Below are 21,737 nucleotides of genomic sequence, written 5' to 3' on the forward strand. Positions count from 1 at the left end.
CCGAAACGGCCGGCCGACGGAGATGCGTCACCGGCTCCGGGGCCGCTCCTGCCGGCGCCGGAGCGGGTGCCAGGGAGCGTCGGGGCTGGTGGCGCGCGCGCCGGCGGTGAGCCTCAGGGCGTACACCGGTCGTTCGCCGGGGACGGGACCGAGGTAGGTGTGGCCGGTCATGTGGCACCAGGCGGGCAGGTCGAGCGGTGCCGCGGGGTCGGTGGCGATGACGTGGACGACGGTGCCCGGCGGCGCGTCGGCGATCCGATCGCGCAGGCGGAGCAGGAGGGTGACGCAGAGCAGGCCGGTGCCGTCGACGGTCAGGTCGGGTTCGGCGGGCGGGGGCGTGGTCATCGGACGGTGGATGTCGATGCGACCGCGGGCGCTGCGGTCCCGTCCGGCGGCAGGTCCAGACCCCGGGAGGCGACCGTCCGGACACTGCCCTCGGCCAGGCGGTAGGTCAGGCCGACGACCGCGGTACGTCCGGAGGCGACCCGGTCTGCCAGTTCCTGTGAGCGGTCCATGAGCAGGTCGACGGTGTGGCGGACGTGCGTGGCGATGAAGCCGTCGTCCTCGCTCACGCCGGCGGCCTGGGCGGCCAGCACACTGGGAGTCACCCGCTCCATGACATCCCGCAGGTACCCGCGTGCGGTCGTACCGTCCTGCACGGCGGCCCGGGTCGCCGCGACGGCGCCGCAGGAGTCGTGCCCGAGGACCACGACGAGCGGACAGCCCAGCACGCTCACCCCGTACTCGATGCTGCCGAGGACCTCCGCCCCCACGGCGTGGCCGGCGGTGCGCACGACGAACAGGTCCCCCAGCCCCTGGTCGAAGATGATCTCCGCGGCCAACCGGGAGTCGGAGCATCCGAGCACCACGGCGTAGGGGTGCTGGGCGACCGCCGTGCCGGCGCGGCGGGCGGCGTCCTGGTTGGGGTGGCGGGGTGCACCGGCGGCGAAACGCAGGTTGCCGGTGGTGAGCAGGTCGAAGGCTTCGCGTGGGGTGGCGGGGATGTCCCGGGTGGCGTCACTCATGGGCCGCAGGTTACGTCCGCAGCCGCCTCGTCATGGTGCGGGGGTGTACTGACCTGGCTGAACGGATCGTGCTCATGCGCGGTGAACAGGTGGCGCCCCGCCCTCCCGCGAGGGTCGCTCGGGCAGGGGCCGTGGGTGGACCGCGTGTTTCATCACGATGGTCGAGTTGAGGCTGCGCACCCCCGGCAAGTGGATGAGCACGGACTCGTAGAGCTGCTGGTACGACGGCAGGTCGGCCGTGACCACGCGGATCAAGTAGTCCGGTTCGCCGAAAAGACGCTGGGCCTCGATCACCTCGGGGACGTCAGCGAGTGCCAGGTCGAATTCGGTGACCGCGTCGGGGCGACTGAGCGTGGCGAAGACCAGGACCTCGAACCCGAATCCCACAGCCGCGGCATCGACGACCGCGCGGTAGCCGCGGATGACTCCGGCCGCCTCCAGCTCGCGGACACGTCGCTGGCACCGGGAGACGCTGAGCCGGACCTTATCGGCCAGATCAGTGAGCGTCATCCGCCCCTCAGCTTGGAGAAGGGCAAGTATTTTGCGGTCTGTCACGTCCATGCGCGAGATTCTAGCTCGCGAACGCAGCTACCTGGCAAAGTTCACGAACACTTTGCTCGCTGTCATGACTAGCATCCAGCCATGGCAACCGACCCCCTCTGCGCCGACCGGATACGACAGGCCGCCCCCGCCGGAACCACCGGATCAGCCTTCGACACCGTCATCGACCGCAAGAACAGCAACTCGATGAAATGGGCCTCCGCCCAGCAGTTCCTCACCGCCGACGAGGTCGCGGCCGACCCGCTGCCGATGTGGGTCGCCGACACCGACTTCAAGGCTCCCCAGGTCGTCATCGACGCCCTCCACCAGGCCGTGGAGCACGGTGTCTTCGGATACCCCGGCGGCGCGACGGACAGTTACGTCGACGCCGTGACCGGCTGGCAGGCCAGGCGGTTCGGCTGGGAGGTCCCCAATGAGTGGGTGATGCAGACCGCCGGCATCATCACCACGCTCAAGACGGCCGTTCAGGCGTTCTCCGCGCCGGGTGACTCGGTCCTGATCCAGCCGCCGGTCTACGCCCACTTCCACGACGACGTCCTGCTCAACGGCCGCCACCTCGCGTTGGCGCCGCTCGTGCGGACCGACGACGGCTACCGGTTCGACGCCCGGACGTTCGAGGCCGCCATCCGCCCCGACACCAAGCTGTTCATCCTCAGCCATCCCCACAACCCCACCGGGAATGTCTGGACCGAGGACGAGCTGCGGACCATGGGCGAGATCTGCGCCCGCCACGGCGTCCTGGTCGTCTCCGACGAGATCCACCAGGACCTCGTCATCAACCCGAACCGCAAGCACATCCCGTTCGCCTCGCTCGGCGAGGAGTTCGCCCGCAACAGCATCACCTGCACCGCCCCCAGCAAGACGTTCAACCTGCCAGGACTGCAGAGCGCCAACGTCTTCGTTCCCGACCCGCGGCTGCGGGCGGAACTGGCCCGCCAGTACGACCGCAACATGTTCCCGCTGGTCAACGTGCTCGGCATGGTCGCCGCCGAGGCCGCCTACGCGTACGGCGAGCCGTGGCTGGAGGAGATGCTCACCTACCTGCGCGGCAACCACGCCCACTTCGCCCAGTCGGTCAACTCCGCCACCTCCAAGGTGCGGGTCCTGCCTGCCGACTCCCTCTACCTGGCGTGGATGGACTGCCGGGAACTGGGGATGGACGCCGCGTCGCTCGACAAGTTCATGCTCACCAAGGCACGGCTGTGGCTGGACAAGGGCCAGAAGTTCGGCGTCGAGGGCCACGGCTACATGCGGGTGAACCTGGGCTGTCCCCGCTCCACGGTCGACGAGGCCATCGACCGGCTGCTCACGGCCGTCGAGAACCTCTGAACAGCGCACGGACAACAAGCACGGCACCTACCGGAGGACACCCATGACATCCGCCGTCGAAACCCGCCTGGCCGAACTCGGCGTGCCACTGCCGGAGCCGGCCCGGTCCGTCGCCAACTACCTGCCCTGGACCCGGTCGGGCAACCTGCTGCGCACCTCCGGTCAGCTCCCGCTTCGGGACGGTGCCCTGGTCGCCACCGGACTGCTCGGACGGAACCTGGACGTCGCCACCGGACAGCTCGCCGCCCGCTGGTGCGCGGCGAACGTCCTGGCCCAGGCCAAGGCCGCCCTGGGCGACCTCGGCCAGATCCGCCGGTTGCTGAAGATCACCGTGTTCGTCGCGGGCGTTCCCGAGTTCGCCGAACACCACCTGGTCGCCAATGGTGCCTCCGACTTGTTCGTCGAGGCGTTGGGTGAGGCGGGCAAGCACGCCCGCTCCGCCGTCGGAGTCGCCGCCCTGCCGATGCGGGCCCCGGTCGAGATCGAAGCGGTCATCGCCACCGTCTGACACCGCCTCTGCGCACCCGCGTTCCTTACGCGCCCGTGGCCGGCCACGGGCGCGCGCCGCAGCGCCCTCGCTGCGGCTTTCGCGTACCTGCACGTCCCTTCGTCAGAGCACCACCCTCTTCGTCCAGGGAGCAGTGACATGACCGCAAGAGCCGCGAAGGACTACGAAAAAGAAGACCTCAAACGGGACCTCAAGAGCCGGCACATCCAGATGATCGCCATCGGCGGTGCCATCGGAACCGGCCTGTTCTACGGTTCCGGATCGGCGGTCGCCACCGCCGGCCCCGCCATCATCATCACCTACGTGGTCGCCTCCGTGGCGATCTATTTCGTGATGCGGGCCCTGGGCGAGATGTCGGTGGCCGAACCGGTGTCCGGGGCCTACATCTCCTACGCCAACCGCTACATCCACCGGTTCGCCGGCTTCCTGAACGGGTGGAACGCGTTCATCTTCCTCCTCGCCACCACCGCGGCCGAACTCAACGCCCTCGGACGCTACGTTCAGTACTGGTTCCCCGCTGTGCCGATCTGGGCGACGGCGGCGGTGGCGGTCACCGTGATGTTCGTCGTCAACGTCGTCGGGGTGAAGTTCTACGGTGAGGCGGAGTTCTGGTTCGCGATCATCAAAGTGGTGGCGATCATCGCGCTGATCCTCTTCGGCTTCGCCATGGTCGTCTTCGGTGTCGGCAACGGGGGACACGCCATCGGCCTCGGCCATCTCCACGAGCACGGAGGCTTCTTCCCCAACGGCGTCAGCGGCGCGTTCCTCGCCATCGTCATGGTCGCCTTCTCCTTCGGCGGCGTGGAGAACCTGGGCATCGCGGCAGGTGAGACCAAGGACGTCGCCACGACCATGCCGAAGGCCGTCAACGCGACCTTCTGGCGACTGATGATCTTTTACGTCGGTGCCATCACCGTCCTGGTCACCGTCTTCCCCTGGACCTCGCTGAACGGCTCGGGCAGCCCTTTCGTCACCGTCTTCGCCAAGATCGGCGTACCGGCCGCGGCAACGGTCATGAACGTCGTCGTCGTCACCGCCGTCCTCTCCGCCGTGAACTCGGCCGTCTTCACCAACAGCCGCACCTTCTACAACCTCTCGCTCCAGGGCAACGCGCCGAAGTTCCTCGGCACCGTCAACGACAGGAACGTTCCGTCGAAGGCGGTCACGGCGGTGTTCGTGACGATGGCCGCCGGTGTGCTGCTCAACCTGCTGATGCCCGATCAGGTCTTCACGGTCTTCTCGTCCGTCACCGTCTTCGGCCTGATCTGCGCCTGGGGATCGATCGTGATCAGCCACCTCAGGTTCCGCAAGATCAAGGTCCAGAGCGGTCAGGTGGACAGCATCCGGTACAGGATGCCGCTCTACCCGTACAGCAACTACCTCGCCCTGGCGTTCATCGCGGTCGTCCTCGCCTGCGTCGCGATCCTCCCGGACACCCGTGTGTCGCTGATCGTCTCCGGCGTCTGGGTCCTGGTGGTACTCGCCGCTTATACCTTCTACACCAAGGGCCAGAAGCGGCACTCGGCCGGTGATCAGCCGGTTCAAGAGCCCAGCTCGCCGGGGCCGGCGGAGCCGCTCCACCGCGCCGTGCCCGGCGTGGGCCATACAGAGCAGTGATGAGGGCATTCGGCTTCGTCTCCTACCGGCTCGTGCTGCGGCTCTCTACAGTGGCGGCGGTCCGCCGCCACCAGCCGCGCCGTCCGAAGAGCGCGGAGCCCTCGCTCGTGACCTGGGCCCACAGACCGGACCGGACATCTGAAGGAGAGCCGTGCACGAACTGCAGGCGCTGTTGAGCGAGTACGACCGTGCCCGCCGGTACACCGACGAGCTGTGGCGGGACCTCGCGCCCGACGAGGTGATATGGCGACCGCGCGAGGACTTCAGCGCCATCGGCTGGCACCTGGGGCACCAGGCACACGTCGCCCACTTCATGATCCGCAATCTCACGGCCGCCGAGCCCAGCCCGGACCCGGAACTGGACGCACTCATGGACTCGGCCAACCCGGAGAAGTTCCGCGGTGCCCTCCCCACGGTGGAGCGGCTCGCGGCCTTCCGGGAGACCGTCGCCGAGCGGGTGCATGCCCGCATCGGTGACATCGCGGCCGGGAAGGTCGGCGCGCCCACCCAGATGACCATCGTCGCGACGCATCTGCTGACCGCTCTCGTCAACCACGAGTACCAGCACGACCAGTGGATCGGCGAGGTCCGCGCCGAGCACCTCGGGCACGCACTGCCCGCCGACCCGGACTCCGACCATGTGCGCCGTATCGACGGCTATCTGTGCCTGCACCCCTATGCGTGACACGCGCGGTGCGACCGGTCCTGCACATTCCGGACGTGACGTGAGGTGATGTCAGTTCTTCCCCGGCTCCGTGCGGTGACCGCGGTGACGAGCTCCGCGCGAGCGCGGAGCGGTCTCCTCGTCCTGCTGTCGCTGCTCGTTGTGCTGAGTGCGTGGGCATGCGGAACACGCGCTCTCGACGTCGGCGCCGGGTTGTCGACTCCCGGGACCGTGACCGCCTCGGCGGATACGGCGGCCCAGGGACCGGACGATGCCACCGATGCGGTGCGGCCGGGCTCCTCCCAGTGCGATGCACCCAGCACACCGGCCCCGTGCAGGAAAGCGCTCATCGCTCAGCCGGACGTACGCCTCCTGGAGACGACGGAGCCGGTGGCCCGGACGGCCGCCGTGGCTGCAACCGGGCTCGACACGGTCTCGGCCCACGTGTGCCGAGACGTGGTGACGTCGGGACTCTCCCCGCCGACGGGGCGGGCCGTACCCGACCGGATGCGGATCTAGGCCGGACGCTCGCGCGTTCTCACGCGCCACGCGCCGACCAGCCGTCATTCGGTCACGGCCCGGCGCACGGCCACAGCGCTGTGCGCCCACCGCCGTCCGTCACTCGCACACCGAGCACGAGGTTGTCTCCCGTCATGCCGTCTTCTTCCTCCCCCGCCGCATCCCGCGTCCGCCGGCGCAACCGCACACTCGCCGCCATCGCTGCCGGGCTGGCAGCCGTCGTCACAGCGGTTCTCGCCCTCACCCTCGACGACGGGCCGTCCGGCACCGCGTCACAGGACTCCGCCGTCGCCGACACCAGTACGCCCGACGCCCAGACGAGCGCCTTGCTCGCACTGGCCCGTCGGGACACCGACGACCCGCTGGCCGTGGGGGACGCCGACGCCCCTGTCGTCATGATCGAGTACTCCGACTTCCAGTGCCCGTACTGCGGGAAGTTCGCCCGCGACACCGAACCGGAGCTGATCCGCTCCTACGTCGACAAGGGAGTGCTGCGCATCGAGTGGCGCAACTTCCCGATCTTCGGCGAGGAATCCGAGCAGGCAGCCCGTGCCGCCTGGGCGGCCGGCCGACAGGGCAAGTTCTGGGAGTTCCACGACCAGGCGTACAGCACGACGCACAAGAAGAACACCGGCGCCTTCTCCACCGACAAGCTGACCGCCATGGCCGAGGCCGCCGGGGTGACCGACCTCGCCCAGTGGCGCGCGGACATGGACTCCGACGCGGCGGACACGGCAATCCAACGGGACCAGAACGAGGGCTACTCCCTCGGCGTGACCAGCACCCCCGCCTTCCTGGTCAACGACGTTCCCGTCCTCGGCGCACAGCCGGCCGACACGTTCGAGCAGACCATCGAGGCAGCCGAGGCAGCCGCGAAGGCCGCCCGGTGAACGGCGACGCGAGCCTGCTGGCCGCCTTCCTCGGCGGCCTGCTGGCCCTGCTCAGCCCCTGCAGCGCGCTGCTGCTGCCGGCCTTCTTCGCCTACTCCTTCACCAGCCCGGCCAAGCTGCTGCTGCGCACCGGCCTGTTCTATCTCGGTCTGTGCACCACCCTGGTGCCGCTCGGCGTCGCCGGCTCCTTCGCCAGCCGTCTCTTCTACGGCCACCGGGACCTGCTGGTCACCATCGGCGGCTGGACCGTGATCGCGCTGGGAGCGGCACAGATCCTCGGGATCGGATTCGGAGTGCGCCGATTTCAGGAAGCCGCGGGCGCCCGCCGTTCCGGATCGGCCGTCTCCGTCTTCGCCCTCGGCACCGTCTACGGCCTGGCGGGCTTCTGCGCCGGCCCCATCCTCGGCTCCATCCTCACCCTCGCCGCCCTCGGCGGCCGGCCCGCCCACGGGGGCCTGCTGCTCGCGGTCTACGCACTCGGCATGGCGGTCCCCCTGTTCGCCCTGGCCCTGCTCTGGGACCGCTTCGACCTCGGACACAAACGCTGGCTACGAGGCCGCACCCTGCGGCTGGGACGCTTCTCCTGGCACACCACCTCCCTCGTCGGCGGCATCCTCTTCATCCTGCTCGGCGTGGTCTTCCTGCTGTTCGACGGCACGGCGGCCCTCCCCTCCCCGGTCGGCGTCGAGACCCAGGCAGGGCTGGAAGAACACCTCGCACGCCTCGGCAGCGCCGTACCGGACCGCGTCCTCCTACTCGTCCTGGCCGCGGCCGCCGCGCTCACCGCCGTCGTCCTGCTGGCACGCCGGGACGGCCCCGGCCGAAATCCCGTTCCGAACCCTCCCGGCACGACCTCTGAACCCGGCCCGTCCACCCCGCACGCCCTTCTCCTTCTCGACACCCCACTCAGCCGACCCGCCAAGGAGCGCCGACACGTGAGTACGCCACAGGACACAGCCCCGACACCGTGGCAGGAGCAGGACGGAGTGCGCGCGGTGCAGAAGCGCACGGTCCGGGTCCTGTCCGCGGCACAGATCGTCGGCGGGGTCGGGGTGGGCGTCTCGGTGTCGGTCGGCCCCCTGCTCGCGGAGTCCGTGGCCCAGAGTGAGGCGTACGCCGGACTGGCGCGCACGGCGACCACAGCGGGCGCCGCCCTGGTCGGCATACCGCTCGCCCTCCTCGCCCAACGGCGCGGTCGCCGGGCCTCTCTCGGGGCAGGATGGCTCGTCGCCGCAGCCGGCGGGGGCCTGCTCATCGCCTCAGCGGTGAACAGGTCGATCCCTCTGCTGATCGTGGGCATGCTGCTCTTCGGCGTCGGCAGCGCCGCCAACCAGCAGAGCCGCTACGCCGCCGCGGACCTGGCCACGCCGCACCGGCGGGCCCACGCGCTGTCCATCGTGCTGTGGTCCACGACGATCGGCTCGGTGATCGGACCCAACCTCGCCGGCCCCGGTGCCGCCGTGGCGTCGGCCCTCCACCTTCCGCGCCTGGCCGGGGCGTTCGTCCTGGCCACCGTCTGCACGGCAGCGGCATCGGCTCTGCTGTGGGGCCTGATGCGTCCCGACCCGCTCACACTGTCCCGCCGCTACCACGACGCCGACGCACCCGTGGAAGAGGACACGACCATCCCGACGGCACGAGCCGAGAGCGCCGTGCAGAAGAATGATCCGCAGAACGGGACAGTGCGCGCGGGCCTGCGGCACCTTCGCCACACCCCGCACGCGGCCTTCGCGTTCGTGACCATCGTCGTGGCCCACACGGTCATGGCGGCGGTCATGACGATGACCCCGGTCAGCATGTCCGAGCACGGCCATGGGCTCACCGTCGTCGGCGTCACCATAAGCGGCCACCTGCTGGGCATGTACGCGTTCTCCCCGCTCGTCGGCCGACTCTCCGACCGGATCGGTCACATGCCGGCCATCGTGGCCGGGCAGGCGGTCTTCCTCGTGTCCGCCGCGCTGTCGGGCATGGGTCACAACTCGGTCGGCATGATGATGGCAGGGCTGTTCCTCCTGGGACTGGGCTGGTCCTTCAGCCTGGTGGCAGGCTCGGCCATGCTCAGCGAGACCACGCCCGTCGCCCTGCTGCCCGGCGTACAGGGCACCACGGACACCGCGATGAACGTCGTCGCGGCCGTGGGCGCCGGCCTCGCCGGGCCGTTGATGGGCTGGGCCGGCTTCGGCGTTCTGAACGCCGTCGCCGCCGTCCTGGTCCTGCCTGTGCTCGCCTTCTGGGCGGTCCTCGTGCGCGCACGCTGACACGAGCGTCGGCGTCCGGATGGCACCGCGTCCGCGGGCGGCCGCGTGCGGCCCGGACGCGGCCGGTCACCTGGTACCAGGAGGCGGTCAGCACTACGGCGAGCGCGGCTTCGACCAGGTCACCGCCGTAGTACATGACGTGGGCGCCGGTGTGCAGGTCTTCGGCCGCGAAGGCGGCGCCGGGCGGCTCGACCGCGTACAGGAACTTGGCGAGGACGGCGTGCGCGGCGCCGGCGGCCAGCAGGGACGTCCCGCGCCCGGTCGGGCGCCAGCGGCGGCGTACCGGGGCGAACTGGCAGACCGCGAAGCCCCGGGCGCCAACGCGTGGGAGAGCCGCCGGTACGTACCCGCGTCGAGGGAACGGAGTCCGGACGCCGGCCGCGTGTTGTCCGGGTCAGCCCAGGGGGAGGCCGTGGGCGGCCGCGGACAGGACGGCACGGGCCGCGCGCTCGCCGGAGTGCAGAGCGCCCTCGATGTGCCCGGCGTGGTCGGTGGCCGTCTCGGTCGAGGCCCAGTGCAGCCGGCCGTCGAGGGACGGCCGCTGGTAGAGGTCGTGGCCGAAGACGGAGTAGTCGCTGAGGGCGTGCACGGAACGCGGGGCCGTCCAGGTCTCGCGGCTCCAATCCTGTACATACACGGCCTCGGGCGAGGCCGCGGCGGGCCCGAAGCACGCGCCGAGTTGTGCGGACACCGCGTCCTCGAAGCCCGGCCGGACGGTCCGGGCGTGTGCGAAGCCGAACAGCGCCGCGGGACGTCCGTCGGCGCCGGACATGTCGTGGATCTCCTGGAGCGGACCGATCCTGCTGAAGGCCGCGCCGGCCAGCCCGTCCACGCGCCAGAAGGCGGTGGAGTAGCGCGCGACGACCTTGGCGACGGCCCCCATCCACACGGGAGTGGAGCGGGCCAGGCGGACGAGGTCGTCGGGCAGCGCGCCGGCGAAGTCGATGCGCTCCAGCGCCAGCGCGGGTGGTACGGCCAGGACGACCTGCGCGGCGCGGAAGGCCCGCTCCGGGAGGTGGACGTCGACCCCGTCCGCACCGGCGGGCCGGATCGCGGTGACGGGCGCGTCCAGCAGTACGGCGTCCGAGGGCAGGCTGGTCGCGAGTGCCGAGGCGAGACGCTGCGCCCCGGCCGCGAAACGGTGGGACGGAACGTCGATCATGTTGCCGGGATACCGGTGGGCCCCCGACCGGTCGTGCAGGACGGCGTCCCCTGCCAGGTGCTGGTCGAAGATCTCGGCCCCGGTCCGGACGGCCAGCGCGGCGACCCGCCGCTCCCCCGGCCAGAACCAGGTGGCCCCCAGGTCCAGAGTGCCGCCGTCGACGGGCTCGCTGAGCAGCCGGCCACCGACCCGTGTCCGTGCTTCCAGGCACAGGACCTTGCGCCCGGCCTCGTGCAGTACGGTCGCGGCGGTCAGCCCGGCCGCGCCGGCGCCGACCACGATGACGTCAAGAGTGCCGCTGCTGAGCATGGCGGGTTCCCTTCGGGACGGTGGAGGACCGCCCGGCACGCTGCCTGCGCGACGGGCGGACGGGAGAGATCCGGCAGTCAGGACACCTGGGACGGGTCCAGCACGATACGGAACCGGGGGGATGCGGAGCGCAGGCGTGCGACGGCCGCGCCGGCCTCCCGCAGCGGCATTCGCTCGATCATGGGCCGGACTCCGTTGGTGACGGCGAAGGCCATGGCCTCCTCCGTTTCCCGCGCGCTGCCGGTCAGGTGCCCGGTCACGCTCGCTCCCTGACCGACCAGCAGGCCCACGGGGAGGCACAGGGAGCCGTCGTCCACGCCCACCAGCGTCAGCCGGCCGTGCGGCCGCAGGCCGGTGACCAGTTCGCCCAGCGCCTCAGTGGTGGAGGCGGTGCAGATGATGTGGTCGGCGCCGCCGAGGGCCGCGAGGGCCGCACCGGGGGCCTCGCGCGTGCTGTCGACGTAGTGCCGGGCGCCGAGTCCGCGGGCCGGTTCCTCGCGGTCGGCGCCGCGGGCGACCGCAACCGTCTCGTACCCGAGCCTCGCCGCGAACTGCACGGCGAGGTGCCCCAGCCCACCCAGTCCGAACACGGCGACCCGGCCCCCGGTCCGCGTACCGGCCTTGCGGACGGCGTTGAAGGTGGTCACGCCCGCGCAGCCGAAGACCGCCGCGTCGAAGAGGTCCAGGCCGTCGGGGACGCGCGCCGGCGCGTCCGCCGGCACGGTGATGCTCTGTGCCCAGCCGCCCGGGTAGGACAGTCCGGGCACCTTCCGCTCGCGGCAGTGCACGACGTCACCGTCACGGCAGAAGGCGCAGTGCCCGCAGCTTCCGCCGAACCAGCCGACGGCCACCCGCTCGCCGACCGTCCAGCCGCGCACCTGGCCGCCCACCTCGGCGATGACGCCGGCGACCTCGTGTCCGGGAGTCACGGGGGCGTCCGGGCCTGCCTTCGGGGCCCTGGCCGTGCCGATGTCGGCGTGGCACACGCCACTGGCCCGGACGGAGATCCGGACCTGCTGACCTTCCAGCGGGGCAGTGTCGACGGCGGACGTGACCAACGGCCCGTCCGGCTCGGTCACGACCATGGCGACGGCGGGATCCGACACAGTGCACTTCCTGAGGGAACGCGGATGAGTGTTATAAGGGTGAATGATGACCAGGTCATCGGCGGCCCACGGTAAACGGGGGTGAGCCGCAGCGGTAGGCGACTCCAGCGAATGAGGCGATAAGCGATGGCTATGACGGAACGACTGAACGTAGAAGCTCTCCGCTACGCGCAGGCGGTCGCCGAGACCCGTTCCTTCAGCGCGGCGGCGCGGGCTTACGGAGTCACTCAGCCGGCCCTGTCCAACGGCATCGCGAAACTGGAAGAACGACTCGGGGGCAAACTCTTCGACCGCTCCCCTCGCGGCGTGACCCGGACCGCCTTCGGCAGCCGCATCCTGCCGCTCATCGAACGCGCCGTCACCGCCCTGGACGCCGTCACCGCGGAAGCCCGGCGGCTCACCGAACCGGACGACCAGAAGATCCGTATGGGCGTCTCCCCGCTCATCGGACCGCACCTGGTGGGCCGCGCCTTCGCCGCCGTCCGCGACCTGCCCACGCCCCGCGATCTCGTCCTGCGTGAGGCCAACATGCAGGATCTGCGCGACGGGCTGCAGGGCGGACAGCTCGACCTGATCCTGATCCCGGCCGTGACCGCGATGCCACGCTTCGAGCACCGGGTCATCGATGTCGAGCCCGTCGTCATCGTCGGCACGGCCGCCGACGACGGCACCTCGCTGGAACTCACCGAGGCCGGGAACCAACAGTTCATCCTCGTGCCGGAAGCCTGCGGGCTGACCACGTTCACCACCCAGCTCTTCCATGCAAACGAGGTACCGCTGCACACCTATCCCGGGGAAGCGGCCAGCTACCGGGTCCTGGAGGAATGGGCCGCTCTCGGTCTGGGCTCTGCCGTGCTTCCCCAGTCCCGGCTCACTTCCCCGGCTGTCCCGCACCGCCCGCTGCTGAACGCGGGCCGGGAGGTGCAGATCTCCTTCGAGGCCGTATGGAACGCGGACTCGGCCCTGCACACGGACCTCAAGCTGCTTGTGCAGCAACTCGGCGCCTCACGGTGACCCATACAGATTGCTTATGGAGGGATTCAATATCCTCCCCTACCGGACGGCATTCCGTCTGCCTAACTTGGCGGTGTGCAGCGAGTACGTCGCAGCGCACTCGTCGAACTGGAAAGACAGACATAACCGTGGCCTATCTTGAAATCACGCTTTCCGTGGACCCCGCCAACCGTCCCGCGGCGGCAGCCGTCTACGAGAAGTACAAGCAGCAGTTCCTGGACGGAGTCTCCGGCGCCACCAGCAAGGAACTCCTGATCCGGGACGAGGACGTCCAGGTGCTCCACGGCTTCCGGTCGGTGGCGGACGCCCGCGCCTACCTGGACAGCGAACTCTTCACACGGGACGTCGTGGGTGAACTCGCACCCCTGCTGTCGACCGACCCGGACGTACGGGTCTACGACACCGTCTGACATACCCGTTCTGCGCAAGGAGCACAGTGTGAGCACCGTTCGAGTCACCCCCTGGCGGGAAGACGATGTTCCGTCTCCCCCGTCCGAACTGCTCGCGGGCATGCGAGGCCGCCGCCCGGGCGGCGAGCTGATCGGTATCGACCGCGTACTGCTGCGGAGCGTTCCGCTCGCCACGGGCTGGAACGGCCTGCTGGGCCGGGTCCGCGCCGAGTTCGACCTCAGCCTGGAGTACCGCGAGCTGATCATGCTCCGGGTGGCCGCCCTGAACAGGGCGGAGTTCGAATGGGGCGTGCACTACCCCGCATACCTGGAGGCGGGCGGGACCGATGAGAAGAGCAAGACCCTTCGGGAAGAGGACGCGGACAGCACGCTCTTCAACGAGGAGGAGCGGGCTCTGATCACCCTCACCGACCAGTCCACACGCCGGGTCGAGGTGGACGCCGACGTCATCGAGCACCTCAAGCGTCTGTTCGGCGAGGCCCAGACGGTGGAGGCGGTCGCCACGGTCGCGGCGTACAACATGGTCTCCCGCTTCCTGGTGGCGCTGGCCATCTGACCCGGGCGATGCCACGGCGACATGTCACGTACCGGCTACCGGCGTCGCGGTGGTCGGTACGGGCGCATGCCTGACCGGTATCGAAGTGGCGCGGTCGACCCCGCGTTCCCTGGTGACGCGGGGTCGAAGATGGTCGCTCGCAGCGCCGGCGGAGGCTTCCGCATCGAGCGTCGTCCGAGCGTCAAGAATCGCCGAACACCCCTCCGAAGCCGTCGCCCATGCAGGCACCTCGCTCACGAACCCGCAGGTCGGCAAGGCGTAGAGACCGATCCGCCCGCTCGAACCGCTGCACGGAGGGGAACAGGTCGAGCAACCCGCCCGGACAGCAAAAGCGCAGGTCAGGACCCCTTGCCCGCAGGCTCAAGAATCGCCACGCACTCCACGTGATGCGTCATCGGGAACAGGTCGAACACCCGCAGCGTCCGCACCCGGTACCCCCCGTCCCGGAAGTACGCCAGGTCCCGTGCCAGCGCCGCCGGGTCGCAGGCGACGTACGCGATGCGACGCGCGCCCAGGGACGACAGGTGTTCCACCGTCTTGCGGCCGGCGCCGGCGCGCGGGGGGTCGAGGACGACCAGGTCGACCTCCGTGATGCCCGTGCGGGGCAGGACCGACTCGACCTTGCCCTGTTCGATCCGGACGCGGGGGAAGTCCGCGAGGTTGTGGCGGGCGTCCTCCACCGCGCGCTTGCCGGACTCGATGCCGAGCACCGCGCCCGCCTCGCCGACCCGGTCGGCCAGGGCGCCCGCGAACAGGCCGACGCCGCAGTAGAGGTCGAGGGCCATGTCGCCCTTGCGGGGCAGCAGGCCCTGCATGACGGCGGTGACGAGGGTGTCGGCGGCCTTCGGGTGGACCTGCCAGAAGCCGCCGCCGGCGACGCGGTGGGTGCGGCCGTCGGCGCGTTCGCGGACGAAGGGGCGGCCGTGGACACGGTGGAGCTGGCCGGAGCGCTCGTCGACGCGCATGACCGAGACCGGGCGGTCGAGTTCGACCAGGGGCAGGCGGGCACCGGGCTTGGGGGTGAGGACGACCTGGCGGTCCTGGGAACCGGTGGCCGCGATCGCCTCGACGGAGTCCATGCCCGTCCAGTCCCGCTTCTCGATGCCCAGCTCGCTGACCCCCTCGGCGGCGATCATGCAGTGGTCGATCGGCTCGACCTCGTGCGAGCGGTGCCGGCGCAGTCCCGCGCGGCCGTCGGCGGTGACGGCGTACTGCACGCGCGTGCGCCACGCCGGGACCTGGCCGGCCGGGACCTTGTCGCCCTCGGCCGGCATCACCGTGCCGTCCCAGCCGGCCTCCTCCGGGGTGAGCCCGGCCAGGCGCTGGAGCTGCTCGGCGACGACCTCGCCCTTCAGGCGCCGCTGGGCGCCCGGCTTGGCGTGCTGCCAGTCGCAGCCGCCGCAGCGGCCGGGGCCGGCGAAGGGGCAGGGGGCGTCGATACGGTCCTTGGAGGCGTCCAGCACCCGCACCGCGTCCGCGCGGAGGAAGCGGGCCCCCTCCTCGCCCTCCGTGACCTGCGCGACGACCCGTTCGCCGGGCAGCGCGTGCCGGACGAAGAGGACCTGGCCCTCGGAGGTGCGGGCGATGCAGTGGCCGCCGTGGGCGACGGGGCCGACCTCGACCTCGTACTCCTCCCCCACCAGTGATTTCCTCGGTTCTGCCTGCATGGCGGGGTGACTCCACAACATCGAGAGCGGGAAGGCCCGTGCGGGCCGGGACAACAGCCCACCAGTCTACGTGTGCGAGGAGGAGTCCTTCGCCCGCTCCGCCGGACCGCGGCGCACCGAGCCGGGGGCGACCCATTCCTGCCGCCTGCGGGCGCGCTTCCTGGCCGCCTCGGAGGACTGGAGCTGGTACGGCACCGAGGTCACCATCACACCCGGCGTGAACAGCAGCCGGCCCTTGAGCCGCAGCGCGCTCTGGTTGTGCAGCAGGTGCTCGTACCAGTGGCCGACCACGTACTCGGGGATGATCACGGAGACCACGTCGCGCGGGGACTCCTTGCGCAGGCTCTTGACGTACTCGATCACCGGACGGGTGACCTCGCGGTACGGGGAGTCGAGCACCTTGAGGGGTACGTCGATGCCGCGCCGTTCCCACTCCTCGCGGAGCGCCTTGGTCTCGGCCGGTTCCACGTTGACGCTGAGCGCCTCGAGGGTGTCGGAGCGCATCAGCCTGGCGTAGGCGAGCGCGCGCAGCGTGGGGCGGTGGATCTTGGAGATCAGGACGACCGAGTGGACGCGGGAGGGCCGCACCATGTCGTCGTTCGGGACCTCGGGGGCGGCGATCTCCTCGGCGACACGGTCGTAGTGCCCGCGGATCGCCGTCATCGTCGCGTAGAAGATGCACATGCCGAGCAGCGCGACCCAGGCGCCGTGGGTGAACTTGGTGACGAGGACGACGACCAGGACCAGGCCGGTGAAGAAGGCGCCGAAGGTGTTGATGGCGCGGGAGCGGAGCATGTGGCGGCGCTTGGCCTGGTCCCCCTCGGTGGCCAGCAGCCGGTTCCAGTGGCGGACCATGCCGATCTGGCTGAGCGTGAAGGACACGAACACGCCGACGATGTAGAGCTGGATCAGCCGCGTGGAGTCGGCGCCGTAGATCCACACCAGCAGCACGGCGGCGCCGGCGAGCAGCACGATGCCGTTGGAGAAGGCGAGGCGGTCGCCGCGCGTGTGCAGCTGGCGGGGGAGGTAGCGGTCCTGGGCGAGGATCGAGCCGAGCAGCGGGAAGCCGTTGTAGGCGGTGTTCGCGGCGAGGAACAGCACCAGCGCGGTGGCGGCGGCGAGGATCATGAACAGGAAGCTGCCGTGGCCGAAGACGGCCTCGGCGACCTGGGAGATCACCGGGTCCTGGACGTAGCCCGCGCCGAGCGGGGCGCCGTCGTGGATCAGGTCCTTGGCGGGGTTCTCGGCCATGCGGACGTCGGTGGCGGCGGCCAGCGCGATGATGCCGCAGAACATGGTGACGGCGAGTAGGCCCATCATGGCGAGCGTGGTCGCGGCGTTGCGCGACTTGGGCTTGCGGAAGGCCGGTACGCCGTTGGAGATCGCCTCGACACCGGTGAGCGCGGCGCAGCCGGAGGAGAAGGCGCGCAGGAGGAGGAAGACCAGGGCGAAACCGGCGAGGCCCGGGTGTTCGGGTTTGATCTCGTAGTCCGCGGTCGGCGCCCGCATGTCGTCGCCGAGCACGACCCCGCGGAACGCGCCCCAGGCGATCATGGTGAAGACGCCCGCGACGAAGACGTAGGTGGGGATCGCGAAGAGCGTGCCCGACTCCTTCACCCCGCGCAGGTTCATCAGCGTCAGCAGCACGATCACGCCGATCGCGCAGGCCACCTTGTTCTCGACGACGAACGGGACCGCCGAGCCCAGGTTCTCGATCCCGGAGGAGATCGACACGGCGACGGTGAGGACGTAGTCGACGAGCAGGGCGCTGGCGACGGTCAGTCCGGCCTTGGGGCCGAGGTTGGTGGTGGCCACCTCGTAGTCGCCGCCGCCACTGGGGTACGCGTGCACGTTCTGGCGGTAGGAGGCGACCACGGTGAACATCAGCACGACGACCGCGACGGCGATCCAGGGGCTGAAGTGGTACGCCGACAGACCCGCGATCGACAGGACCAGCAGCACCTCACCGGGGGCGTACGCCACGGAGGAGAGCGGGTCGGAGGCGAAGACGGGCAGGGCGACACGCTTCGGCAGGAGCGTTTCACCCAGTCGGTCACTGCGCAGTGCGCGCCCGATCAGAATCCGTTTGGGCACGTCGGTCAATTTGGACACAGCAGTGGATCGTAAGCCTTCGGACATGGGGCGGCCCAACCACCACCCCACATCCATACGGCTTCCATACGGCCTCTGCTCTCCGGGTGAAATCACCGGGTGACCGGACCGGGGATTCGGCAGGTCGGGGCAGTTCCATGCCTATATGACCAGTCCGGCCGTAGTCGCCACGCCCCGTGGAGGTTCCCATGCACCCGACCGCAGAACTGATCGGCGCCGCGGCCGCCCTCGTCGGCCTCGGGATCCTCACGCTGGCGAGCGTGCGCAGTATCACGCGCCGCTGACCGCCCCGGGGACCCGCCCGGCGACTCCGGCGAGCAGGGCCTCCGGTCCGATCGCGGCCACCCGTGTCGACGGCACCGTGCAGGCGTACGCCCCCGCCACCGCCCCGAGCCGGGCGCAGTGGAGGGCGCCTTCGCCGCCGAGCCGGCCGTACAGGAAGGCGGCCGCGAAGGCGTCACCGGCCCCGTTGGAGTCGACGACCGGTGCCGGGGGCTCGGCCGCGGGGACGTGGGTCAGCTCGTCGTCGGCCAGCAGGTACGCGCCCTCGGCGCCCGCGGTGGCGACGACGATCCGGGCCCGGCCCCGCGCGGCGATCCGGCGCATGGTGGTCTCCGGGTCGGTCAGGGCGGCGGCGGAGAGGAAGACGAGGTCCGCGGCGAGGGCGAACGTCTCGTGGTACGGATCGGCGCCGTCCCAGTCGTGCAGGTCGGTCGAGATCGTCACGCCCGCCTCGCGCAGCAGGGGCAGGGCGTCGGCGCACGGCTGGGTGATGACGACGTGGGCGTGCCGGCTGACGGCGGCCAGCTCGCGCACCGTCTCCTCGGGCAGCCGGTCCGTCTCGGCCCAGCGGGTCGCGTCGTACAGGGAGAGCCTCCGGCCGTCGGGACCGACCAGGTTGACGGCGCGCTTGGTGCCGCACGGCTGCGGTACGGCGGTGAGCGCGATGCCGTGGTCGCGGTGCAGGGCGCGGACGAGGTCGCCCTCGTGGTCGTCGCCGATCAGGTCGAGGTGGTGGGTGCGCAGGCCGAGGGCGTTGGTGCCGAGGGCGACGAAGTCGCCGCTCTGTCCCGCGCGGGTGACGATGCCCGGCTGGATCATGTGGCTGTCGGCGAGCGGCACGGGCAGCTCGGGCACGTGCACGATCGTGTCCACGCCCGCGCCGCCCAGGACGAGGACGTCGATCTCGGCAGTCATGGCCGGCTCTCTCCTTGCTCCGGGCATCGGTCGTGCCCGGGTGGTGCGGATGCGTCGGACCCGGCACGCGCACACGACGACCGGGCCCCGGAGGGCGTCGGGACCGCGATCCCCCGGCATGATGTTGCCTGGCGGCCCGCACTCAGGCCGCGATGTTTGCCTGGCGAGCCGAAAGAGAGACATGAGCACGAAGGTCATGAAGGTCGAACGGCCTGCAGGAAGCGCGGTGTGACGCGATGCATATTGTCATCATGGGCTGCGGAAGGGTGGGTTCCGACCTGGCCCAGACCCTGGAGGAACAGGGACACACGGTCGCCGTGATCGACCAGGACCCCACCGCCTTCCGCCGGCTGGGCTCCTCGTTCGGCGGTCGCCGGGTCACCGGGGTCGGTTTCGACCAGGACACCCTGCGCGAGGCGGGCATCGAGGAGGCGGGCGCCTTCGCCGCCGTCTCCAGCGGCGACAACTCCAACATCATCGCCGCGCGGGTGGCCCGCGAGATGTTCGGCATCGAGAACGTCGCCGCCCGCATCTACGACCCCCGCCGCGCGGAGGTCTACCAGCGCCTGGGCATCCCCACGGTGGCGACCGTGCGCTGGACGGCCGACCAGATGCTGCGTCGGCTGCTCCCCTCGGGCGCCGAGCCGCTGTGGCGCGACCCCACCGGCGGGGTCCAGCTCGCCGAGGTGCACACCTCCACGGCCTGGGTGGGGCACAGGATCAGCAGGCTGCAGGACGAGACCGGTGTGCGCGTGGCCTTCCTGACCCGGCTCGGCGAGGCGATCCTGCCCAGCTCGCAGACGGTGCTGCAGGAGGGGGACCTGGTGCATGTGATGATGCGCACCGACGAGATCGACCGCGTCGAGGCGGCGTTCGCCAAGGGTCCCGAAGAGGAGGGCGGTCACTGATGAGGGTCGCCATTGCCGGAGCCGGCGCCGTCGGCCGCTCGATCGCGGGCGAGCTGCTGGAGAACGGCCACGAGATCCTGCTGATCGACAAGGCGCCGACCGCCATCTCGGTGGAGCGCGTGCCGCAGGCGGAGTGGCTGCTCGCCGACGCCTGCGAGATCACCTCCCTGGACGAAGCGGCGCTCCAGCGCTGCAACGTCGTCATCGCCGCGACCGGCGACGACAAGGTCAACCTGGTCGTCTCGCTGCTCGCCAAGACCGAGTACGGCGTTCCGCGCGTCGTCGCCCGGGTGAACAACCCGAAGAACGAGTGGCTGTTCAACGAGTCCTGGGGCGTGGACGTCGCCGTCTCCACCCCGCGTCTGATGTCGGCCCTGGTGGAGGAGGCGGTGAGCGTCGGCGACCTGGTCCGGCTGCTGCGCTTCAGCCACGGCGACGCCAACCTGGTCGAGCTGACCCTGCCGGAGGAGTCGGCGCTGGCCGGCACGCAGGTCGGGGACGTCCAGTGGCCGCAGGACACCACGCTGGTCACCATCATCCGCGGCACCCGCGTCCTGACGCCGACCCGGGAGGACTCCCTGGAGGCCGGCGACGAACTCCTCTTCGTGGCCGCCCAGGCGCGTGAGGAGCAGTTGGAGGACCTGCTCTCGGTGCGCAAGGAGTCGTGAAAAGAGGGGCGCCCAGAAAACTCTGGGCGCCCCGATCCAGCCCGTCCGGCGTTTGAGGACGAGGCCGTTCAGGCCGAAGGGGGTCCGGGGGCACAGCCCCCGGAGAGCGAGGCGCGCCTACTCGGAGGCAGCGGCCTTGCGTTCCTCCTCCGCCTCTATCTCGGCGAACACGTCGATGGGCGGCGGCGCCTTCGCCAGGAAGACCCACGTCAGATACACCGCCAGCAGGAACGGCGGGATCTTCAACGCGATCAGGACCCAGCCCAGCTGGGTCGTGTCCGCCCACCAGTACAGCGGGAACAGGATCGCGCTCTTGCCGAGCAGGATCAGCCCCCACGCCCAGCTGGCCTTGGTGTACGCCTTCTTCCGGCCGGGGTTGCGGGTGCGCCAGGAGAGGTTCTCCTTGAAGACGGGGCCCAGCATCAGACCGATCAGCGGGACGCCCGCCATCGCCGTGACGATGTACGCCAGGGCCAGGCCCAGCGTGTACAGCATGCCCGGCAGGTAGAAGTCCTTGGCGTTGCCGGTCATCATCGCGAAGACCACACCGAAGGCCACGCCGAAGACGCCGCTGAAGGCGTGCTTGACGGTGTCCCTGCGCGCCAGCCGGACCACGACCATCACCAGCGACACGGCGAGCGCCGCGATCGCCGACATGTGCAGGTCCTTGTTGACCGTGTAGATGCTGACGAAGAGCAGACCGGGGAGCACCGTCTCGACCATGCCCCGCACCCCGCCGAACGCCTCGAAGAGGGCGGCTTCGGTCACCGCCCGGGCGTCGTCCGCGGATGTGTCTTCGGTTGTCGGCTTGTCGAGTGACGTCACCGGCTACTCCCGTCCGAGGGGTCTCAGTTCGTATTTCGGATTGAACAGCACCCGGCGGCCCCGGCTCATCGAGATCCGGCCCGATGCGATCAGCTTGCGCCCCGGCTCTATCCCCACGATGGAGCGCCTGCCGAGCCACACCACGTCGAGCGCGGCGGAGCCGTCGAACAGCTCGGCCTCCAGGGCCGGAACCCCCGCGCGCGGCCGCAGCGTGACCGTGCGCAAGGTACCAGTAACCGTGACGATCTGCCGGTCACGGCAGTCGCCTATCCGCGTACAGCCGGCCGTCTCGGCGTCCTCACGCAGCTCCTCGGACTCCAGGTCCTCCTGAGACGAGGAGAGCCGGTCGAGCATGCGCCGGAACCGGCCTGCCGGCTTCTCGGATCGAGGAACAGCACTCATATCTGAAGCGTACCGGGGTGCACTGACGGT

At 70.5% G+C, this 21,737-nt stretch carries 21 protein-coding genes and 2 pseudogenes; 12 read left to right on the top strand and 11 right to left on the bottom strand.

All coding sequences use genetic code 11. From position 1 onward, the window contains the following. Nucleotides 1-27 precede the first annotated feature (27 nt). The 3 genes from ACFV5H_RS09775 to ACFV5H_RS09785 form a co-directional block, all read right to left on the bottom strand. Entirely contained in the window at nucleotides 28-345 is a 318-nt protein-coding gene (locus ACFV5H_RS09775) for a sulfurtransferase TusA family protein (protein WP_385051603.1), read from the bottom strand. Further along, nucleotides 342-1,025 (bottom strand): carbonic anhydrase, encoded by a 684-nt coding sequence (locus tag ACFV5H_RS09780; RefSeq protein WP_385193855.1) that lies wholly within the window; start codon nucleotides 1,023-1,025, stop codon nucleotides 342-344. The genes ACFV5H_RS09775 and ACFV5H_RS09780 overlap by 4 nt, the downstream gene beginning before the upstream one ends. A 72-nt stretch (nucleotides 1,026-1,097) precedes the next feature. Further along, entirely contained in the window at nucleotides 1,098-1,586 is a 489-nt protein-coding gene (locus tag ACFV5H_RS09785; protein ID WP_385051599.1) for an Lrp/AsnC family transcriptional regulator, read from the bottom strand. An 81-nt stretch (nucleotides 1,587-1,667) separates the two neighbouring features. Here ACFV5H_RS09785 and ACFV5H_RS09790 point away from each other — a divergent pair, with 81 nt between their 5' ends. The 7 genes and pseudogenes from ACFV5H_RS09790 to ACFV5H_RS09820 all read left to right on the top strand — a co-directional run bounded on the left by ACFV5H_RS09790 (nucleotide 1,668) and on the right by ACFV5H_RS09820 (nucleotide 9,371). Next, on the top strand, nucleotides 1,668-2,915 hold the full coding sequence (locus tag ACFV5H_RS09790) for a MalY/PatB family protein (RefSeq protein ID WP_385051597.1): 1,248 nt from the start codon (nucleotides 1,668-1,670) through the stop codon (nucleotides 2,913-2,915). A 43-nt stretch (nucleotides 2,916-2,958) separates the two neighbouring features. Then, the gene (locus ACFV5H_RS09795) at nucleotides 2,959-3,423 is read left to right on the top strand and encodes a RidA family protein (protein ID WP_385193858.1); all 465 of its coding nucleotides are present in this window, start codon (nucleotides 2,959-2,961) and stop codon (nucleotides 3,421-3,423) included. A 138-nt stretch (nucleotides 3,424-3,561) separates the two neighbouring features. Continuing rightward, on the top strand, nucleotides 3,562-5,040 hold the full coding sequence (locus ACFV5H_RS09800) for an amino acid permease (RefSeq protein WP_385193861.1): 1,479 nt from the start codon (nucleotides 3,562-3,564) through the stop codon (nucleotides 5,038-5,040). Between the two features lie 151 nt (nucleotides 5,041-5,191). Continuing rightward, on the top strand, nucleotides 5,192-5,725 hold the full coding sequence (locus tag ACFV5H_RS09805) for a DinB family protein (protein ID WP_385051591.1): 534 nt from the start codon (nucleotides 5,192-5,194) through the stop codon (nucleotides 5,723-5,725). 632 nt (nucleotides 5,726-6,357) lie between these two features. After that, nucleotides 6,358-7,113: a DsbA family protein gene (locus ACFV5H_RS09810; RefSeq protein ID WP_385193864.1), complete on the top strand. Its 756-nt coding sequence runs from the start codon at nucleotides 6,358-6,360 to the stop codon at nucleotides 7,111-7,113. After that, nucleotides 7,110-7,985: pseudogene (locus tag ACFV5H_RS09815) on the top strand (cytochrome c biogenesis CcdA family protein); the annotation flags it as partial. The gene ACFV5H_RS09810 and the pseudogene ACFV5H_RS09815, both read left to right, overlap by 4 nt. Nucleotides 7,986-8,108: 123 nt before the next feature. Next, entirely contained in the window at nucleotides 8,109-9,371 is a 1,263-nt protein-coding gene (locus ACFV5H_RS09820) for an MFS transporter (RefSeq protein ID WP_385194016.1), read from the top strand. Between the two features lie 82 nt (nucleotides 9,372-9,453). Here ACFV5H_RS09820 and ACFV5H_RS09825 read toward each other — a convergent pair. From ACFV5H_RS09825 to ACFV5H_RS09835, 3 genes and pseudogenes are all read right to left on the bottom strand, one after another. Further along, nucleotides 9,454-9,660, bottom strand: a pseudogene (locus ACFV5H_RS09825) (cytochrome c oxidase assembly protein); the annotation flags it as partial. A 105-nt stretch (nucleotides 9,661-9,765) separates the two neighbouring features. Continuing rightward, the gene (locus ACFV5H_RS09830; protein WP_385193867.1) at nucleotides 9,766-10,842 is read right to left on the bottom strand and encodes a flavin monoamine oxidase family protein; all 1,077 of its coding nucleotides are present in this window, start codon (nucleotides 10,840-10,842) and stop codon (nucleotides 9,766-9,768) included. Nucleotides 10,843-10,919: 77 nt separating this feature from the next. After that, complete coding sequence (locus ACFV5H_RS09835) at nucleotides 10,920-11,948, bottom strand: alcohol dehydrogenase catalytic domain-containing protein (RefSeq protein ID WP_385193869.1); 1,029 nt, start codon at nucleotides 11,946-11,948, stop codon at nucleotides 10,920-10,922. 126 nt (nucleotides 11,949-12,074) lie between these two features. Between ACFV5H_RS09835 and ACFV5H_RS09840 the strand changes: the two genes are divergently transcribed. The 3 genes from ACFV5H_RS09840 (at nucleotide 12,075) to ACFV5H_RS09850 (ending at nucleotide 13,928) form a co-directional block, all read left to right on the top strand. Continuing rightward, nucleotides 12,075-12,962 carry a LysR family transcriptional regulator gene (locus ACFV5H_RS09840; protein WP_385193871.1) on the top strand — a complete coding sequence of 296 codons (888 nt, stop codon included), beginning with the start codon at nucleotides 12,075-12,077 and terminating at the stop codon, nucleotides 12,960-12,962. 128 nt (nucleotides 12,963-13,090) lie between these two features. Beyond that, a complete protein-coding gene (locus ACFV5H_RS09845) occupies nucleotides 13,091-13,372 on the top strand; it encodes a hypothetical protein (RefSeq protein WP_385193873.1) in 282 nt (93 codons plus the stop codon). A gap of 28 nt (nucleotides 13,373-13,400) precedes the next feature. Then, nucleotides 13,401-13,928: a carboxymuconolactone decarboxylase family protein gene (locus ACFV5H_RS09850; RefSeq protein ID WP_385193876.1), complete on the top strand. Its 528-nt coding sequence runs from the start codon at nucleotides 13,401-13,403 to the stop codon at nucleotides 13,926-13,928. 338 nt (nucleotides 13,929-14,266) lie between these two features. Here the strand turns inward: ACFV5H_RS09850 and ACFV5H_RS09855 are convergent, their stop codons facing one another. The 3 genes from ACFV5H_RS09855 to ACFV5H_RS09865 form a co-directional block, all read right to left on the bottom strand. Next, nucleotides 14,267-15,595: a class I SAM-dependent RNA methyltransferase gene (locus ACFV5H_RS09855; protein ID WP_385193878.1), complete on the bottom strand. Its 1,329-nt coding sequence runs from the start codon at nucleotides 15,593-15,595 to the stop codon at nucleotides 14,267-14,269. 66 nt (nucleotides 15,596-15,661) lie between these two features. Continuing rightward, entirely contained in the window at nucleotides 15,662-17,707 is a 2,046-nt protein-coding gene (locus ACFV5H_RS09860) for an APC family permease (protein ID WP_385051548.1), read from the bottom strand. Between the two features lie 270 nt (nucleotides 17,708-17,977). Continuing rightward, on the bottom strand, nucleotides 17,978-18,904 hold the full coding sequence (locus ACFV5H_RS09865) for a PfkB family carbohydrate kinase (RefSeq protein WP_385051546.1): 927 nt from the start codon (nucleotides 18,902-18,904) through the stop codon (nucleotides 17,978-17,980). Nucleotides 18,905-19,140: 236 nt separating this feature from the next. On the opposite strand from ACFV5H_RS09865, the gene ACFV5H_RS09870 reads away from it, so the two are divergent. Both ACFV5H_RS09870 and ACFV5H_RS09875 read left to right on the top strand, forming a co-directional pair. Next, nucleotides 19,141-19,812 carry a TrkA family potassium uptake protein gene (locus tag ACFV5H_RS09870; RefSeq protein WP_085572081.1) on the top strand — a complete coding sequence of 224 codons (672 nt, stop codon included), beginning with the start codon at nucleotides 19,141-19,143 and terminating at the stop codon, nucleotides 19,810-19,812. After that, nucleotides 19,812-20,480 carry a potassium channel family protein gene (locus tag ACFV5H_RS09875; protein WP_385193881.1) on the top strand — a complete coding sequence of 223 codons (669 nt, stop codon included), beginning with the start codon at nucleotides 19,812-19,814 and terminating at the stop codon, nucleotides 20,478-20,480. Before ACFV5H_RS09870 ends, ACFV5H_RS09875 begins: the two co-directional genes overlap by 1 nt. A gap of 117 nt (nucleotides 20,481-20,597) precedes the next feature. Here ACFV5H_RS09875 and ACFV5H_RS09880 read toward each other — a convergent pair whose 3' ends face one another. Together ACFV5H_RS09880 and ACFV5H_RS09885 are read right to left on the bottom strand one after the other, a co-directional pair. Further along, nucleotides 20,598-21,305 (bottom strand): DUF3159 domain-containing protein, encoded by a 708-nt coding sequence (locus ACFV5H_RS09880; protein ID WP_385193883.1) that lies wholly within the window; start codon nucleotides 21,303-21,305, stop codon nucleotides 20,598-20,600. Between the two features lie 3 nt (nucleotides 21,306-21,308). Then, the gene (locus tag ACFV5H_RS09885; RefSeq protein ID WP_073930701.1) at nucleotides 21,309-21,707 is read right to left on the bottom strand and encodes an OB-fold nucleic acid binding domain-containing protein; all 399 of its coding nucleotides are present in this window, start codon (nucleotides 21,705-21,707) and stop codon (nucleotides 21,309-21,311) included. Nucleotides 21,708-21,737 lie beyond the last annotated feature (30 nt).

This window comes from Streptomyces sp. NPDC059787 (genome assembly GCF_042732315.1).
Lineage (GTDB): Bacteria > Actinomycetota > Actinomycetes > Streptomycetales > Streptomycetaceae > Streptomyces > Streptomyces atrovirens.

Coding starts and splice junctions, on each gene's coding strand:
- ACFV5H_RS09775 (WP_385051603.1), bottom strand. CDS start 345: ATGACCACGCCCCCGCCCGCCGAACCCGACCTGACCGTCGACGGCACC.
- ACFV5H_RS09780 (WP_385193855.1), bottom strand. CDS start 1,025: ATGAGTGACGCCACCCGGGACATCCCCGCCACCCCACGCGAAGCCTTC.
- ACFV5H_RS09785 (WP_385051599.1), bottom strand. CDS start 1,586: ATGGACGTGACAGACCGCAAAATACTTGCCCTTCTCCAAGCTGAGGGG.
- ACFV5H_RS09790 (WP_385051597.1), top strand. CDS start 1,668: ATGGCAACCGACCCCCTCTGCGCCGACCGGATACGACAGGCCGCCCCC.
- ACFV5H_RS09795 (WP_385193858.1), top strand. CDS start 2,959: ATGACATCCGCCGTCGAAACCCGCCTGGCCGAACTCGGCGTGCCACTG.
- ACFV5H_RS09800 (WP_385193861.1), top strand. CDS start 3,562: ATGACCGCAAGAGCCGCGAAGGACTACGAAAAAGAAGACCTCAAACGG.
- ACFV5H_RS09810 (WP_385193864.1), top strand. CDS start 6,358: ATGCCGTCTTCTTCCTCCCCCGCCGCATCCCGCGTCCGCCGGCGCAAC.
- ACFV5H_RS09830 (WP_385193867.1), bottom strand. CDS start 10,842: ATGCTCAGCAGCGGCACTCTTGACGTCATCGTGGTCGGCGCCGGCGCG.
- ACFV5H_RS09840 (WP_385193871.1), top strand. CDS start 12,075: ATGGCTATGACGGAACGACTGAACGTAGAAGCTCTCCGCTACGCGCAG.
- ACFV5H_RS09855 (WP_385193878.1), bottom strand. CDS start 15,595: ATGCAGGCAGAACCGAGGAAATCACTGGTGGGGGAGGAGTACGAGGTC.
- ACFV5H_RS09865 (WP_385051546.1), bottom strand. CDS start 18,904: ATGACTGCCGAGATCGACGTCCTCGTCCTGGGCGGCGCGGGCGTGGAC.
- ACFV5H_RS09870 (WP_085572081.1), top strand. CDS start 19,141: ATGCATATTGTCATCATGGGCTGCGGAAGGGTGGGTTCCGACCTGGCC.
- ACFV5H_RS09875 (WP_385193881.1), top strand. CDS start 19,812: ATGAGGGTCGCCATTGCCGGAGCCGGCGCCGTCGGCCGCTCGATCGCG.
- ACFV5H_RS09885 (WP_073930701.1), bottom strand. CDS start 21,707: ATGAGTGCTGTTCCTCGATCCGAGAAGCCGGCAGGCCGGTTCCGGCGC.